The sequence below is a fragment of the Rudaea sp. genome, from assembly GCF_047601565.1.
Taxonomy (GTDB): domain Bacteria; phylum Pseudomonadota; class Gammaproteobacteria; order Xanthomonadales; family Rhodanobacteraceae; genus Rudaea.
Genome location: NZ_JASGIY010000001.1, coordinates 1,735,684 through 1,750,594, shown reverse-complemented (window position 1 = coordinate 1,750,594; position 14,911 = coordinate 1,735,684). Strand labels below are relative to the sequence as shown.

Annotated in this window: 11 protein-coding genes and 2 pseudogenes; 6 read left to right on the top strand and 7 right to left on the bottom strand. The window is 64.2% G+C overall.

What is annotated here, in order from left to right; genetic code table 11:
• Window positions 1-201: 201 nt before the first annotated feature.
• Together QM741_RS07560 and QM741_RS07555 are read right to left on the bottom strand one after the other, a co-directional pair.
• Complete coding sequence (locus tag QM741_RS07560) at window positions 202-2,613, bottom strand: ABC transporter permease (RefSeq protein ID WP_415207107.1); 2,412 nt, start codon at window positions 2,611-2,613, stop codon at window positions 202-204.
• Window positions 2,614-2,675: 62 nt separating this feature from the next.
• Window positions 2,676-2,939 (bottom strand): annotated as a pseudogene (locus tag QM741_RS07555) (integrase core domain-containing protein); the annotation flags it as partial.
• A 123-nt stretch (window positions 2,940-3,062) separates the two neighbouring features.
• On the opposite strand from QM741_RS07555, the gene QM741_RS07550 reads away from it, so the two are divergent.
• Both QM741_RS07550 and mutM read left to right on the top strand, forming a co-directional pair.
• Window positions 3,063-3,779 carry a transposase gene (locus QM741_RS07550; RefSeq protein ID WP_415207106.1) on the top strand — a complete coding sequence of 239 codons (717 nt, stop codon included), beginning with the start codon at window positions 3,063-3,065 and terminating at the stop codon, window positions 3,777-3,779.
• Between the two features lie 57 nt (window positions 3,780-3,836).
• Window positions 3,837-4,649 carry a bifunctional DNA-formamidopyrimidine glycosylase/DNA-(apurinic or apyrimidinic site) lyase gene (gene mutM / locus QM741_RS07545; protein WP_415207105.1) on the top strand — a complete coding sequence of 271 codons (813 nt, stop codon included), beginning with the start codon at window positions 3,837-3,839 and terminating at the stop codon, window positions 4,647-4,649.
• A gap of 8 nt (window positions 4,650-4,657) precedes the next feature.
• Here mutM and QM741_RS07540 read toward each other — a convergent pair whose 3' ends face one another.
• The 5 genes and pseudogenes from QM741_RS07540 to QM741_RS07520 all read right to left on the bottom strand — a co-directional run bounded on the left by QM741_RS07540 (window position 4,658) and on the right by QM741_RS07520 (window position 11,222).
• The gene (locus QM741_RS07540; protein ID WP_415207104.1) at window positions 4,658-5,125 is read right to left on the bottom strand and encodes a DUF1348 family protein; all 468 of its coding nucleotides are present in this window, start codon (window positions 5,123-5,125) and stop codon (window positions 4,658-4,660) included.
• 245 nt (window positions 5,126-5,370) lie between these two features.
• Window positions 5,371-6,778 (bottom strand): annotated as a pseudogene (locus tag QM741_RS07535) (MATE family efflux transporter).
• A gap of 277 nt (window positions 6,779-7,055) precedes the next feature.
• Window positions 7,056-8,360, bottom strand: coding sequence for an amino acid permease (locus QM741_RS07530; RefSeq protein WP_415207103.1), 1,305 nt, complete (start codon window positions 8,358-8,360; stop codon window positions 7,056-7,058).
• Between the two features lie 64 nt (window positions 8,361-8,424).
• Window positions 8,425-8,766 carry a zinc ribbon domain-containing protein YjdM gene (locus QM741_RS07525; protein WP_415207102.1) on the bottom strand — a complete coding sequence of 114 codons (342 nt, stop codon included), beginning with the start codon at window positions 8,764-8,766 and terminating at the stop codon, window positions 8,425-8,427.
• Entirely contained in the window at window positions 8,763-11,222 is a 2,460-nt protein-coding gene (locus QM741_RS07520; protein ID WP_415207101.1) for a prolyl oligopeptidase family serine peptidase, read from the bottom strand. The genes QM741_RS07525 and QM741_RS07520 overlap by 4 nt, the downstream gene beginning before the upstream one ends.
• A gap of 167 nt (window positions 11,223-11,389) precedes the next feature.
• Between QM741_RS07520 and QM741_RS07515 the strand changes: the two genes are divergently transcribed.
• The 4 genes from QM741_RS07515 to QM741_RS07500 all read left to right on the top strand — a co-directional run bounded on the left by QM741_RS07515 (window position 11,390) and on the right by QM741_RS07500 (window position 14,892).
• Window positions 11,390-12,052: an alpha/beta hydrolase gene (locus tag QM741_RS07515; RefSeq protein WP_415207100.1), complete on the top strand. Its 663-nt coding sequence runs from the start codon at window positions 11,390-11,392 to the stop codon at window positions 12,050-12,052.
• 15 nt (window positions 12,053-12,067) lie between these two features.
• On the top strand, window positions 12,068-13,153 hold the full coding sequence (locus tag QM741_RS07510) for a sensor histidine kinase (protein ID WP_415207099.1): 1,086 nt from the start codon (window positions 12,068-12,070) through the stop codon (window positions 13,151-13,153).
• Window positions 13,150-13,884 carry a LytR/AlgR family response regulator transcription factor gene (locus tag QM741_RS07505; RefSeq protein ID WP_415207098.1) on the top strand — a complete coding sequence of 245 codons (735 nt, stop codon included), beginning with the start codon at window positions 13,150-13,152 and terminating at the stop codon, window positions 13,882-13,884. The genes QM741_RS07510 and QM741_RS07505 overlap by 4 nt, the downstream gene beginning before the upstream one ends.
• 72 nt (window positions 13,885-13,956) lie before the next feature.
• Window positions 13,957-14,892 carry a carbohydrate kinase family protein gene (locus QM741_RS07500; protein ID WP_415207097.1) on the top strand — a complete coding sequence of 312 codons (936 nt, stop codon included), beginning with the start codon at window positions 13,957-13,959 and terminating at the stop codon, window positions 14,890-14,892.
• The last annotated feature ends 19 nt before the right edge of the window (window positions 14,893-14,911 follow it).

The window sequence follows — 14,911 nt, the reverse complement described above, 5'->3', positions numbered from 1 at the left end:
GGGAGCGCAGCTCAGGGGCGAGAAGCCTTGATCCAGAACGGTGACTGGGCGGAATCCTTCCGCATCCACCCGACAACACCAGGCAGCGGTTCATTCACGACACGGCATTACCGTTCCTCTTCCGCTCTTCCGAGCGGAGTGGATATCTTGTTGCCTATTGACGGAGGCGGCGAAATGGTGACACCGTTACCGCCGCAGGTTCTATTCTTGTCGCAGCGCCACCATTGGATCCACGCTGAGTGCGCGCCGCGCTGGCAGCGCTACGGCAAGGACGCTTGACGCGATGAGTACGGCTATTATTGTTGCAACTACTACAGCGTCGGCTCCCGCGATTCCACGAAGAGATCCGCTAAGTACTCGCGCGTAAGGCACCCCAATCGCGGTACCTATGAGTAACCCAATCGCCAACCACACCATCACTCTAGAGAACAGGCTGCGGAGCAGTGAACCGTTGTTGGCTCCGAGCGCTCTGCGGACTCCTATTTCTCTAGTGCGCCTACTTACCGAGACTGACGTAACACCATAGATGCCTGCACCCGCCAATATCAAGCTCACAACTCCGAGTACATTGAACCACTTGGCAACTGTACTCTGAATCAAAATGCCGCCACGAATTACCGACGCGTAGTCTCGCACGGGTGCAGGCATTTCAGGATCGAGAGTTCGCATGATCTCGGTGAACCGAGGAACAAAGCTATCCGCCGCTATTCGTGTCCTGACAGTTATGCGCGCAGTCCTTTCTGGAGTTTGGCGATAAGGAACAAGCAATGCCGGCTGAGAGGCCTCGCCAGCGACGTCTAGTGAAAGTGGCGCGATAACCCCAACAACTGTGACGGTACTAGGTTTCTGTCCCTTCGGGGTAAGCTGAAACTGGCGATCCAGCACCGAAGTAATTCCGCCGAAGCGGTCTGCGAAGCGCCTATCTACAACCGCGACCAGTGCGCCTGTCGCGGTATCCCGTGAATCGAAAAACCTTCCATTTAGAAGGGTCAGTCCAAGCGTTTCCAGAAAGTGATCGTCTACGGCGCCAACGTGTGTCTGCGGCAGCGCGCCGTCAGGCATTGGGGCGCCCACTTGTACAACGTCACGTGTGGGATTGTAGAAGGAGCCGGGAGCTATTGTACCGACCGTCACGCTAGAAACATTTGCCTCAGAAGAAAAGGCATCCCTTACACGATCATAGAATGCTTGCACGTCGTTCAGCGACACATATTTGCCTTGCGATGCAGTTACCTTGACGGTCGAAAGATTCTCCGGATTGACCCCTCGGCTTTCCGGTTCGAGCGAGGAGATACCACGAATCATCGTTGCGACGCATATCAATAGCGCGCAAGAAAGCGCCACCTCGCCCACTACTAGCAGCGGTATAAGTGTGGCCAAGGAGCCGCTTGTACCAACAACTCCTTTTGCCCCTTCGTGCAAATTTCCGGCAACTGCGGCTCGACTCGCACTCAGTGCTGGCGGCACGCTTGTGATAATTGCCGTCGCCAATGCAGCACCGAGCACGAACAGCAGGGCAAGCCCATCAATATCGAACCTCATCCAGTGAGCAGGGCCAAAGTCGTTAGCGCGAAACCAAGCCAGTAGCCAAACAACGCCAAGTTTCGCAATCAAGAAAGCCAGACCTACGGCGGTCGTGACGAGCAAGAATCCTTCAAAGAGCAAATGTTGTATCAATTGAGAACGGCTCGCGCCCAGCGCGGCGCGCACGGCGAGCTCATGCCTTCTCTGAATAACTCGTGTCACCATCAAATTGCCAGCATTTGCGCAAGCAACGAGCAAAGCAAGCATCACAGCCGTAAACATTAGGTATAGAGTACTGCGCATTCCTGGCGTGACGTTAAGATTGGCAAGCGGCTCAGTCCCGAAATGCTTCCCTTTGAACTTTTCAGGTTCAATCTCCATGGCGTGATTTAGCCAACTGGTAAGCTCGCCGTCGATTGCAGATTGCGTTGTCGTCTCATTCCGTCGCAAGACGATCCAGTTCGACGGGGGGCCCGGCTGCGAGCCCAGTGATGTACGCGCAGGCAGCCAAATTGTTTCTTTTGTCGGAAAACTAAAGTCCTTGGGCATCACGCCCACGACCTCCCTAGTCTGACCATTGATCCGAATCTTTCGCCCGATAATATCCGGATCATCTGCGTAGCGAGCGTGCCACAGTTCGTACGAAACAACCGCAACTGGTGCTTCGTCGCGCTCGTCCTCCTCTGTGATGCCACGACCTTTCAATGGCGCGACGCCAAGAACGGCAAACAGATTGGCAGTTACATATGCGCCGTCTGTTGGATAAGGACGTTCAATATCAGTGAGATCGATCGCAACGCGACCGAATGAAGCGACATCTGCCAGTCCTCCGAGTTGCTTCCTAATCTGAAGAAGATCGACTCCGGTGACTGGTGCGAGGAAGTCTGGATAACCCTCGTCATATATCCCCGCATGAAGCAATCTGTCTGGATCCAAATATGGCAATGGCCTGACAACAAAGCCGTTCAACATAGCCATCATGAAAATTGCGCAAGCGAGGCCGCTCGACAAGACCCCAATGGCCAATACTGAAAACCCGGGTTGGCGCAAGACGCCACGAGCAGCGGAACGAACTTCGGCGAGGATCATGGCTGCTTCAACTCCTGTAGGTTTGAACCGCCCCGGGAACGTCGGAGGCTGGTTGGTGTGAGTCAAGCCGCCATCGGCATCTCACGGTGTTGCTGTTGCTGATGATATATCGCTTCGGCTTCCGCCGGCGGTCGGTGTCCGATCGAGGAGAGTAGGCGGTGGTGGTTGAACCAGTTCACCCACGCCAGCGTCGCCATTTCCACGGCTTCCAGGTTCGGCCAGGATCGGCGGTGGATGACCTCGGCCTTGTACAGCCCGTTGATCGTCTCGGCCAGCGCGTTGTCGTAGGAGTCGCCCACGCTGCCGACCGACGGTTCGATGCCGGCCAGGGGGAAAGCGGGTCAGGTTCACTTATCTGCCTATTCCTACAAGCACGTCAGCCCAAATCCGACTGGACACCGCACGAATCCTCCTTGGGTGCGCAAACAGAATGAGACATTCTTTACGGCATGGCCCGCCTGCCTCGATTCGATCTAGCCGATATCCCACAGCATGTCGTCCAGCGCGGCAACAATCGCCTTCCTTGCTTCCTCGATGACGGCGATCGATCGCGCTATCTAACCCTCCTGAAAGACGCCTTGCTGAAAAACCGATGCCGCTTGCATGCGTACGTACTGATGAGCAATCACGTCCATCTGCTCGTCACTCCGCCCGAGACCGGAGCCATTGGCCGCATGATGCAGCAACTTGGACGAAACTATGTCTCCCTTTTCAACGCACGCCATCATCGTACCGGCACTCTCTGGGAAGGGCGTTACAAAGCCTGCCTGGTCGACAACGAAGATTATGTCCTTCGCTGTTATCGCTACATTGAACTCAATCCCGTTCGCGCTTGCATGATCGACGACGCGGCAGCGTATCGCTGGTCCAGTTGCGCTGCAAACACGGGCCTTCTCTTGTGCTCCGATCTACATCCCCATCCCGCTTATCTTGCCCTCGGCGCTGACATCGCCGAGCGTTGCCAGGCTTATCGCGGCTTGCTGGAAGAAACCATGCCGTATGACGTCATTCAGCAAATTCGCGTCTACCTCCAACAACAACGCGCCCTGGGGCGTGATTCCTTCCAAAATATGGTGGCTGCCAAAATGCGTCGTTTCGCCGGCATCAGACCCGCGCATCGCCCGTGCTCGCAAGACGGGCCCGAAAGCAAATCCAGCGATAAGTGAACCTGCCCCCTTCGGAAGCCGGAAGCGGGCGGCGCGGCCGAACTGGCACAATGCATCATGCCCGAACTGCCCGAAGTCGAAACGACCCGCCGCGGCATTGCGCCGCACCTCGTCGGCCGCCGCGTCGAAGCGGTGGTCGTGCGCCAGGCGCGGCTGCGCTGGCCGATTCCGCAGGCACTGCGCGACCGGCTCCCCGGCCAGCGCGTCGGGGCGATCGAGCGGCGCGCGAAATACCTGCTCGTGCACACCGGGGCCGGCAGCGCGCTGCTGCACCTGGGCATGTCGGGCTCGCTGCGCTTGCTCGCGGGCGAAACCGCGCCGGGCGCGCACGATCACGTCGACTGGCAACTCGATTCCGGACGCATCCTGCGTTACACCGACCCGCGCCGCTTCGGCTCGCAGCTGTGGCAGCCTCCCGGAACGACGCACGAACTGCTTGCCGGGCTCGGCCCGGAGCCGCTCGGCGACGAATTCGACGGCGGCTACCTGTGGACGCGTGCGCGCGGCCGCGCGGCACCGGTGAAGACCTTCCTGATGGACCAGAAGATCGTCGTCGGCATCGGCAACATCTACGCGGCCGAGGCGCTGTTCGCCGCGGGCATCCACCCGAACCGCGCGGCGGGCTCGGTGTCGCTCGCGCGCTACGAGCGGCTCGTCGGCGAGGTGAAACGCATCCTCGACTACGCGATCACGCGCGGCGGCACGACGCTGCGCGATTTCATCTCGCCCGACGGCATACCGGGCTACTTCGAGCAGGAACTGTTCGTTTACGGGCGCGCGGGCGAGCCGTGCAAGGTGTGCGGCACGGCCGTCCGCGCGGTCACGCTCGGGCAGCGCTCGACGTTCTATTGCTCGCGTTGCCAGCGCTGAACGACGCCTCAAAGACCGAGGTCGCTCAACCCCGGATGATCGTCGGAGCGCCGTCCCAGCGGCCAGAAGTACTTGCGCTCGGCTTCCTTGATCGGCAGGTCGTTGATGCTCGCGAAACGGCGATGCATTTGGCCGCTTTGCGCGAACTCCCAGTTCTCGTTGCCGTAGCTGCGGTACCAGTTGCCCGCATCGTCGTGCCATTCGTAGGCGAAACGCACGGCGATGCGGTTCTCGCCGAACGCCCACATTTCCTTGATAAGCCGGCAGCCCAGTTCCCGCGCCCATTTCCTTTGCAGGAACTCGCGCACGCGTTCGCGGCCGACCGGAAACTCGGCGCGGTTGCGCCAGATCGTGTCGAGCGTGTAGGCGAGCACGACGCGGTCCGGATCGCGCGTGTTCCACGCGTCCTCGGCAGCGCGCACCTTCTGGATCGCGGTTTCGCGCGTGAACGGCGGAACGGGCGGGCGTGTTTCCATGATGCGAATGCTCCGGCTGGCAGCAGTGTAAACAGACTTGTCTACATGGAACTCCATCGCATGTAGGCGACGACGGCGGCTTGCGCGGCTGCGTCTTCCTCGACAGCGTCGCGGAAACCGGCCGCGACGGCGACGGAAATCGCGGAGATCACGCGCGCGCAAACGCGAGATGAACACCGTGATCGGGTCTCTGCTGCCGCGGTCGCGGCACTCAACACGAACGTTTTTTCATTTACGGACAAGTTCTAGGCGGCCTGCCCGGCCCTCTCCGGGGCAGGCGTCGCGAGCATGTGCGCGCGACGCCAGTTGCCGAAGCGGTAGTACAGCGCGGACAGCGTCATCGACACGATCGAACCCAACGGAAAGCTCCACCAGATCGCATCGCCGCCCCAAAGTCCGATCAGCGAGTAGGCGAACGGGATGCGCACACCCCACAGCGCGATCGCGAGGATGATCAGCGGCGGAACGACCGCGCCGGTCGCGCGCACCACGCCGGCAAGCACGAACGACACGCCGAAGAACAGGAACGACCACACCGAGATGTGGTTGATGTGCTGCGCGATCGCGATGGCATCGCCGTCCGGCAGGAACAGGCCGAGCGCGCCGCGGTTGAACAGGTAGACGACGAGGACCAGCGAGCCGGTCAGCAGGAAATTGAAGCCGACGCCCGTCAGGGCAACCGCGTTGACGCGGTCCCAGCGCTTCGCGCCGACGTTCTGCGCGGCCATTGACGACACCGCCATGCCGACCGCGAACCCCGGCATTTGTATATAATTCCACAATTGGAAACAGGCGCCGTAGGCGGCCGTGGTCTGCGCGCCGAGGCTGTTGACGAGGCTGATCAGCGCGAGCATCGAGCTCGACATCACGACCATCTGCAGGCCCATCGGGATGCCCTTGAAGACCAGCGACCTGAGGATCGCCGGATCGACGCGCAGGTGCCGCAGTTCCGCGCCCGACAGGCGCAGGAAATGCTTGCTGCGGTAGAGGTGCGCGACGAGCAGCACCAGCGTCAGCGCCGTCGCGATCAGGGTCGCCGTCGCGGAACCGGCGATGCCGAGCTTCGGAAACGGGCCGAGGCCGAAGATGAAAAGCGGGTTCAGCGCAATATCGAGCACGACGTTGAGCGCGAGGAACAGGAACGGCGTGCGCGAGTCGCCAGCGCCGCGCAGGCTCATGCTGATGAAGTTCAACACGTAGATGAACGGCATGCCGAGAAAGATGACGCGCAGGTAGGCGACCGCGAGCGGCAACGATTCGGCCGGCATGCTCATGCCGCGCATCAGCGATTCGGAGAAGACCAGGCCGAACGCCGCGAGCAGCACCGATACCGCGGCGAAGAACACGAGGCTGGTGCCGATCACGCGCTTGGCCTGCGCCGTGTCGTTCGCGCCGACGCTCTGGCCGACGAGAATGGTGCCGGCCATGCCGACGCCGAACACCGCGCTGAGCAGGAAGAACAGGATCATGTTCGCGTTCGAGGTGGCCGCGAGCGCGGCCTCGCCGAGGCCGCGGCCGACCCAGAATCGCATTGACCGAGCCGTTGAGCGACTGCATGACGTTGCCGGCGAGTATCGGCAGCGAAAACAGGAACAGCGTCTTGCCGATCGCGCCCTCGGTCAGGGCGTGGTTGGGGCGTTGCATCGAGGACATGCGGATCGCGTGGTCGCGCGGGCTTGAAGGACAGGGCGGATTCTACACCACGACCGCGCACGGCCCCGCCCGGTATCTTGGCCGCGAGCCGTCGTGCCGTTCGGCCCGCGCTGATGTGGCTGTACGCCAAAAAAACAGCAGGCGCCGGATGTGTCGTCGTGGTGCGTGGGTTGTACCGCAGCGCGGGCCATCCCTTGACGCCGGGCTTTCCGATCGTGTTCTGGGCGGTATCCCGCCGATCGCCGCAGCGGCGGCTTCGGAATTGCGCGAGGGAGGGTCAGGCGGCCGTGCGCGCGGGGCGGTTTGCCCGGCGCTGCATGAAATGGAACGGCACGCCCGCGAGCAGCAGTCCCGCGCCCCAGAGCAGGGCCTCGGCGCCGGTACCGACGAGCGCCCACAGGCCGTAGACGAGGGCCAGCGCCGCGACGAGCAAACGCCATGCGGATGGCCGTGGCGCACGCGATTCCAGCCGCAGCATCGCGGCCGCGCTGAACGCGTAAGGCAACAGCGCCGCCGCGGTCGCGAGCAGGATCGATGCGGTGAACACCGCAACCAACGAGCCCGTGAAGTTGGCGACGACGAGCAAAGTCGCGAGCGCACTGCCGATGACGAGACCGATGCGCGGTGTGCCGTTGGCATCGGTCTTCGCGAAACAGGCCGGGAACAGACCGTCGCACGCCGCGGCATACGGTATCTGACCCTGCACGAGAATCCAGCCGTTGAGCGCACCCACGCAGGAAACGGCCATCGCCGCTGCCATCGCGACGCCGGCCCCCTCGCCCCAGAGCTTCGTCGCCACGTCGGCGAACGGCGCGGTCGAATCCTTCAACCGATCCAGCGGCACGAGACCGAGCGCGACGGTGCAGGCCGCGATCGTCACGACCGCGGCGAGCGCGACGCCGAGCAGGGTTGCGCGCGGGATCGTACGCTTCGCGTCGGCGACGTGCTCGGCCGGGATCGTCGCGCACTCCATGCCCTGCAGCGCCCACAGCGCGAGCGCGGCGGTCGCCGTCGTCACCGGCAGCCAGCCCTGCCCGCTCGGATTGAACGGGGTGAACGATTGCGCGTCGAGCCGGCTCGCGCCGACCGCGATCACGACGAACAGCGGCAGAAATTTCAGGATCGTGACCGCGAGCTGGGCGATGCCCGCCGTGCGCACGCCGGCGAGGTTGAACGCCGTGCCGAGCCATAGCACGATCAGTGCGCAGGCCGCTTCGCGCACCGGCGCCGCGAGCGCGGGAAAGATCGCCGCCATGCTGCCGGCAAACGCGACGGCGATCGCGGCGACTGCGCACCAGACCGAGATCCAGTAGCTCCACGCCATGACGAAGCCCGTGAAATCGCCGAACGCGATGCGCGCATAAGCATACGGACCGCCGGCAACCGGGTGGCGCCGCGCCAGGCTGGCGAACACACCGGCCAGCAGCAGCGCGCCCGTCGCCGAAAGTATCCAGCCGTACAAGCTGGCCTGCCCGTATGGCGCCAGCGACGCCGGCAGCAGGAACACGCCCGAGCCGATCATGTTGCCGACGACCAGCGCAGTCGCCGACCAAAGCCCCAATGCACGCCGCCCCGTCGTCATGCGGCGATTGTGGGACTACGGCCGTTCCATCGCAATCGGGACGGCGATGCCGTCCAGGCAACGGCTAGGCTTTCTTTACGAACTCCGACTTCAACCCCATCTGGCCGATGCCTTCGATCCTGCAATCGATGTCATGATCGCCATCGACGAGCCGGATGTTCTTCACCTTGGTGCCGACCTTGACCACGGACGAAGAACCCTTGACCTTGAGATCCTTGATCACGGTCACCGTGTCGCCGTCGGCAAGCACGTTGCCGACCGCGTCGCGCACGACCTTCGCCTCCTCGGCCGCCTCGAGCGCCGCGTCCTGCGTCCACTCGTGCGCGCATTCGGGACAGACGTAAAGGTGCCCGTCGGCATAGGTGTATTCGGAATTGCATTTCGGACAGGCGGGCAGATGGCTCATTGTTTCAAATTCGTCTCGAACAATTTGTAGATGCGCTTGTACTCGTCCAGCCACGAATCGGCATTGGTGAAGCCGTGACGGTCGAGCGCGTAGGGCGAGATCGTGAAATTGTCCTTGTGCAGCTCGATCAGGCGCTCGTACAGACGCATCGAATCCTCGAACAGCACGTTGTCGTCGATCACACCGTGGCAGATCAGCAGCGGATCGCGCAGGTTCTCGGCAAACTCGATCGGCGAAGAGCGCCGGTACGCGATCGGATCGTCCTGCGGCGTGTTGAGGATGTTTGCGGTGTACTCGTGGTTGTACTGCATCCAGTCGGTGACCGGACGCAGCGCCGCGCCCGCGGCGAACTCGCCCGGCGCGCGGAACAGCGCCATCAAGGTCATGAAACCGCCGTACGAACCGCCGTAGATGCCGACGCGCTTCGGATCGACGTTGGCGTGATCGACCAAGTATTTCTTGCCGTCGAGCAGGTCTTCCAGCTCGGGATGGCCCATCTGCCGGTAGATCGCCGTGCGCCAGTCGCGGCCGTAGCCTTCCGAACCGCGATAGTCCATGTCGATGACGACGTAGCCCTTCTGCACGAGCAGGTTGTGGAACATCTGCTCGCGGAAATAGGCCGGATATTGCAGATGCACGTTCTGCAGGTAACCCGCGCCGTGGACGAAAACCACCGCGGGATGCTTCGACGTACCCGTGTCGGCCGGTTTGTACAGCTTGGCGAAGATCGATCCCTTGAAATGCGTCGACGGCACTTCGACGATCTCCGGCGCGATCCAGCTCATCGCCGCATAGGCGGCGCTGCGCGCATCGCCCAGTTCATGCGGCGTTCCCGAGCCGTCGGCGTTGACGATCGCGAGCTGCGCCGGCACGTAGCTGGCCGAATGCGTGACCAGCAACTGCCTGCCGTCGTGATTCAGCGCAAAGCCTTCCATGCCCTTGTACTGCGTGATGCGCTCGAGCTTGCCGCCGCCGCTCGGCACGCGGTAGACGTCGTAGGCATACGGCGCCTCGGCATTGGCGCGCACGTAGAACCAGCGCCCGTCCGTCGACTGCTGCGGATGCGAGACCTCGAACTTGCCGGCGGTCAGCGCGACCGCCTTGCCGCCGGCGGATTTCGTATACAAATGCGCATAACCGGTTTCCTCGGACTCGAACCAGAGCGTGCGCTCGTCGTCGAGGAAGCCGAAATCGTTGAAGTTCCAGTTGATCCAGGCCGGATCGGTCAGGCGATGCTGCGGCACGAGCTTGTGCGCGCCGAAATCGACCGTGGCGATCCAGCGATCCTTGTTGTCGATCGCGCGCAGCTGGATCGCGAGCGCCTGGCCGTCGCGGCTCCAGACGATGCCGCCGCCACCGCCGTCCTCGGCATTCGAGACGATGCGCACGGCGCGCGTCTTGGGTTTGTCCGCCTTGTCGTCCTTCTTCGCCCCGGCCTTCCCCGCCTCGGCTTTTCCGCCGGCATGCGCCTTGGCGTTTTCCTCGCGCACGCTCTTGAGCGGATCGTCGAAGATGCCGGGCAGGCCGTCGATCAGCAGCGGATACGCCTTGTGCGCCGCGAGGTCGAGCAATTGCAGCGACTGCGGCACGGGCGCGTTGCGGCCGACGCGCACGCGCTCCTTCTCGAATTCCTCGTAGCCCGACTCGGTGACATAGCGCGTCAGCTCGCCACGTTTGCCCTCGTCGTGCTGCTTCGCCGCGGTGACGACGAGCATCCAGCGCGCATCGGGCGACAGTTCGGTGTCGAGCACCTTCACTTCGTCGCCGAGCCAGAACGGCGCGGCGGCGCGCGTCGGATCCTGGCTGCGCAATTCCTCTGCGTGCTCGCGGCGCGCGTCCTTGTCGTCCTTCAATTTCTTCAGCGTCGAGAACGTGCGCAACTGGAAATCGCGCAGGTCGTCGTCGGCCGGCTTGGCGTCGGGATCCTTCTCGGTCTTGATCTCGGCCACCGATGCGGTCACGCGGCTGGCGAGATCGTGCACGAACCACACGTTGCCCGCGCGGAAGCTCAACGAACGCCCGTCGGCCGAGAACTGCGGCGCCGATTCCTGCTCCGGCGTGCGCGTGACCTGGGTCAGCGCGCCGTTGCGCAGGTCGCGCACGAAGATGTCGCCGTTGCGCGAGAACGCCGCGCGCGTGCCGGCGCGATCGTAGACCGTCTCGGCGCCGTCGCTCGCCGCCATCGCGGCGCCGTCGGTCACGCCGTCCTTGCCACTCGCGAGATCGATGCGGTGCAGGTCGACGACGGCCGAATCGCGGCGCTTCGCCGAGTAGTAGACCGCCTTGCCGTCGGCCGACCAGTACGGCTGTTGCGGCACGGCGCCGATCCAGCCCGGGTCGGCCATGATCGTTTCCAACGTCAGTGGCGGCGAGACGACCGGCGCGGTATCGGCCCGCGCCAGGGCGGACGCGAAGACGAGCGAGGCAATGAAAACGGTGAGCGGACGGCAAATCATGTGCTTAAATCCCGTTGCGCGCAAAGCGCGCAGCATAACGGAGGTTGCTGGGCCTGCAAGCAGCCGGAAGTCACGGCTGTAAGCTTTTTTGCTTGTCATTCCAGCTTTCGCTGGAATGACGAAGCCCCTATGCTTTTCCCGATCCACCATCCTTGATATCCGTGCCCATGCCTCTCCCTACCGTCGAAATCGAAACCGCCCCGAACCCCAAACACGCCGTCATCTGGCTGCACGGCCTCGGTGCCGACGGGCACGATTTCGAACCGATCGTGCCCGAACTCGTCGACCGCGGCTGGCCGGCGCTGCGCTTCGTGTTTCCGCACGCGCCGGTGCGGCCGGTCACGGTCAATGGCGGCATGCCGATGCGCGCGTGGTACGACATCGCCGGCATGGAGATCGCGCAGAAGCAGGACGAGGCCGGCATGCGCGCGTCCATTGTCCAACTCGAAGAATTGATCGAACGGGAACGCGCGCGCGGCGTCGCCAGCGAAAACATCGTCCTCGCCGGCTTCTCGCAGGGCGGCGCGATCGTGCTCGCCGGCGGCGTGCGCCACGCCGCGAAACTCGGCGGCATCGTCGCGCTATCGACCTATCTGCCGATGGCCGAGAAAACCGATGCGGAAACCGCGCCGGCCAACCGCGCGATCCCTATCTTCATGGGCCACGGCACGGTCGATCCGATCGTGCCGCTGCGCCTCGGCGAGATGAGTCGCGACTGGCTGCAACGCCTCGGCTACGCGGTCGAATGGCACGGCTATCCGATGGCGCACCAGGTCTGCGCCAAGGAAATCGCCGACTTGCGTCGCTGGCTCGGCACCCGCCTGGGCTGATGCCTGCGCCGCGCGATGAGCGACACGCCTCCGCCATTCGCACCGATACCGTTGCCTGCGCCTGCCGTCGCACCGTGGCTGCCGGATTTCTGCTCGCTGCCCGTGCTGCTCGCGACGATGCTCGTGGTCGAACTGCTCGTCGTCACCGTCCTGCTCGCACCGAGCGACGAGAGCCTGCCGCTGCTGCCGCGCCTCGGTACGGCGACCGTGTTCGCGCAATGGCTGGCCCTGATCTGCATCGTCTGCCTGTGCCTGTCGCGCGCGGCGCTGTCGAGACTGCCGTCGCTGCCCGGCGTGCTCGCCGCCTACGCGCTCATTCTCGCCATCGTCGCGGTCGGCAGCGCCGTCGTGTTCACGCTCGACCGGCAACTCGGCGCCGGGCTCACCCTTGCGCCGCCGTTCGGCGCGCGCTTCGTGTTGCGCAACACCGCGCTCGCCGCGCTCGTCGGCGCGGCGCTGCTGCGCTATTTCTACGTGATCGAGCAATGGCGCGGGCGGGTGCGGGCCGAAGCGCGCGCGCGGCTCGACGCGCTGCAGGCGCGCATTCGCCCGCATTTCCTGTTCAACAGCATGAACACGATCGCGAGCCTGATCCGCACCGAACCGGCCGCGGCCGAGCATGCGGTCGAGGATCTCTCCGACCTGTTTCGCGCCGCGCTCGGCGCCGACGGCAAGCCGTCCACGCTCGGCGCCGAACTCGAACTCGCGCAGCGCTACCTCGCCATCGAGCGACTGCGCCTCGGCGAGCGGCTGCATGTGGACATCGATCTCGCCGCCGACCTGCCGAACGACTTGCCCGTGCCGGCGCTGCTGCTGCAACCGTTGGTCGAAAACGCGATCCACCACGGCATCCAGCCGCTGGCGCAAGGCGGCAGGATGGCCTTGCGCGCGCGGCGCACGCACGAAGGCGCCGTCGTCACCATCGCCAATCCGCGCCCGGCCGACGGCGCGCGCGCGCCGTCGCGCAATGGCGTGGCGCTCGCCAACACGCGCAGCCGGATCGAATACCATTTCGGCCGGCGCGGCGCGCTCGATGTGCGCGAAGGCGCGGAAGATTTCGAAGTGGTGTTGCACCTGCCCAATACGACTGCGCAGCGATGAAAGCTCTGATCGTCGACGACGAACCGCCCGCCCGCGCGCGCATGGCGAGCCTGCTCGCCGAGCTCGGCGGCGTCGAGATCGTCGGCGAGGCCGGCGATGGCCGCACGGCGGTCGAGATGGCGGCGCGGCTCGCGCCCGACCTCGTCCTGCTCGACATCAGCATGCCGCTGATGGGCGGCCTCGAGGCCGCGCGCCACCTTGCCGCATTCGATCCCGCACCGGCGGTGATCTTCTGCACCGCCTACGACGAACACGCGCTCGCCGCGTTCGAAGCGAATGCGATCGACTACCTGGTCAAGCCGATCCGCCGCGAGCGCCTCGATGCCGCGCTTGCGCGCGCGCGGCGCTACGGCGGCGCGGACGTGGCCAGGGCGCAATCGATCGGCGCCGAACCGGTGCCGCGCACGCACTTGTGCGCGCGCGTGCGCGGCAACCTCGTCATGGTGCCGGTCGCCGACGTCGTCTACCTGCTTGCGGACGACAAGTACGTGCGCGTGCACCACGGCCGCGGCGACGTGCTGATCGAGGAGTCGCTGAAGACGCTCGAAGCCGAATTCGACGACCGCTTCGTGCGCGTCCATCGCAATTGCCTCGTCGCCAAGAACCGGCTTGCCGGCCTCGAACGCACGGGCGACGAGCGCCTCTTCGTGCGCCTCGTCGACAGCGAGGAACGCTTCGAGGTGAGCCGGCGCAACCTGCCGGCGGTGCGTCGCTTCGTCAAGGGCGGATAGCGCGCGCGCAAATCTGCGACAATGCGAAACTCGAATTCCCGCCACCGCTTTTCCAGCCCCCGCCCTATTCCCATGTCAGCACTGATCTGCGGCTCGCTCGCCTACGACACCATCATGGTGTTCCAGGACCAGTTTCGGAATCACATCCTTCCGGACAAAGTGCATATCCTCAACGTGTCGTTCCTCGTGCCGCGCATGCGCCGCGAGTTCGGCGGCTGTGCGGGCAACATCGCCTACAACCTCAAGCTGCTCGGCGACGATCCGATCCCGTTCGGCGCGGTCGGCCAGGACTTCGGTCCGTACCGCGAGCACCTGCAGCGCTGCGGCATCCGCCTCGACCACGTGCTCGTCTACGACGAGCTGTTCACGCCGCAGTGCTTCATCACCACGGACATGGACAACAACCAGATCACCGCCTTCCATCCGGGCGCGATGCTCAACTCGCACGAGCATCACGTGAAGGACGTCGAGGGCGTGAGCTTCGGCATCGTCGCGCCCGACAGCCGCGACGGCATGCTGCAGCACGCGCGCGAATTCGCCGAGAAGGGCGTGCCCTTCATCTTCGATCCGGGCCAGGCGATGCCGCTGTTCAACGGCGGGGAATTCCGCACGATGATCGAGCAGGCCGACTACACGATCGTCAACGACTACGAGTCGCAGCTGCTGCAGACGCGCACCGGCTGGAGCGCCGACGACATCGCCGCGCGCGTGAAGGCCTATATCGTGACCCAGGGCCCGAAGGGTTCGATCGTGCACGAAGGCAAGAAGCAGCACGTGATCCCGCCGGGCCACGAGCGCCGCATCGTCGATCCGACCGGCTGCGGAGATGCCTACCGCGCCGGCCTGATCTTCGGCCTCACGCGCGGGATGGACTGGCCGACCACGGGCCGCATCGCGTCCCTGATGGGCACGCTCAAGATCGAGCATCCCGGCACGCAGAACCAGCGCTTCACCTACGCCGAATTCGCCGACCAGTTCAAGCAGCAGTTCGGTTACGCACTGGATTGACGAGCGCAGCGGGCGTCGC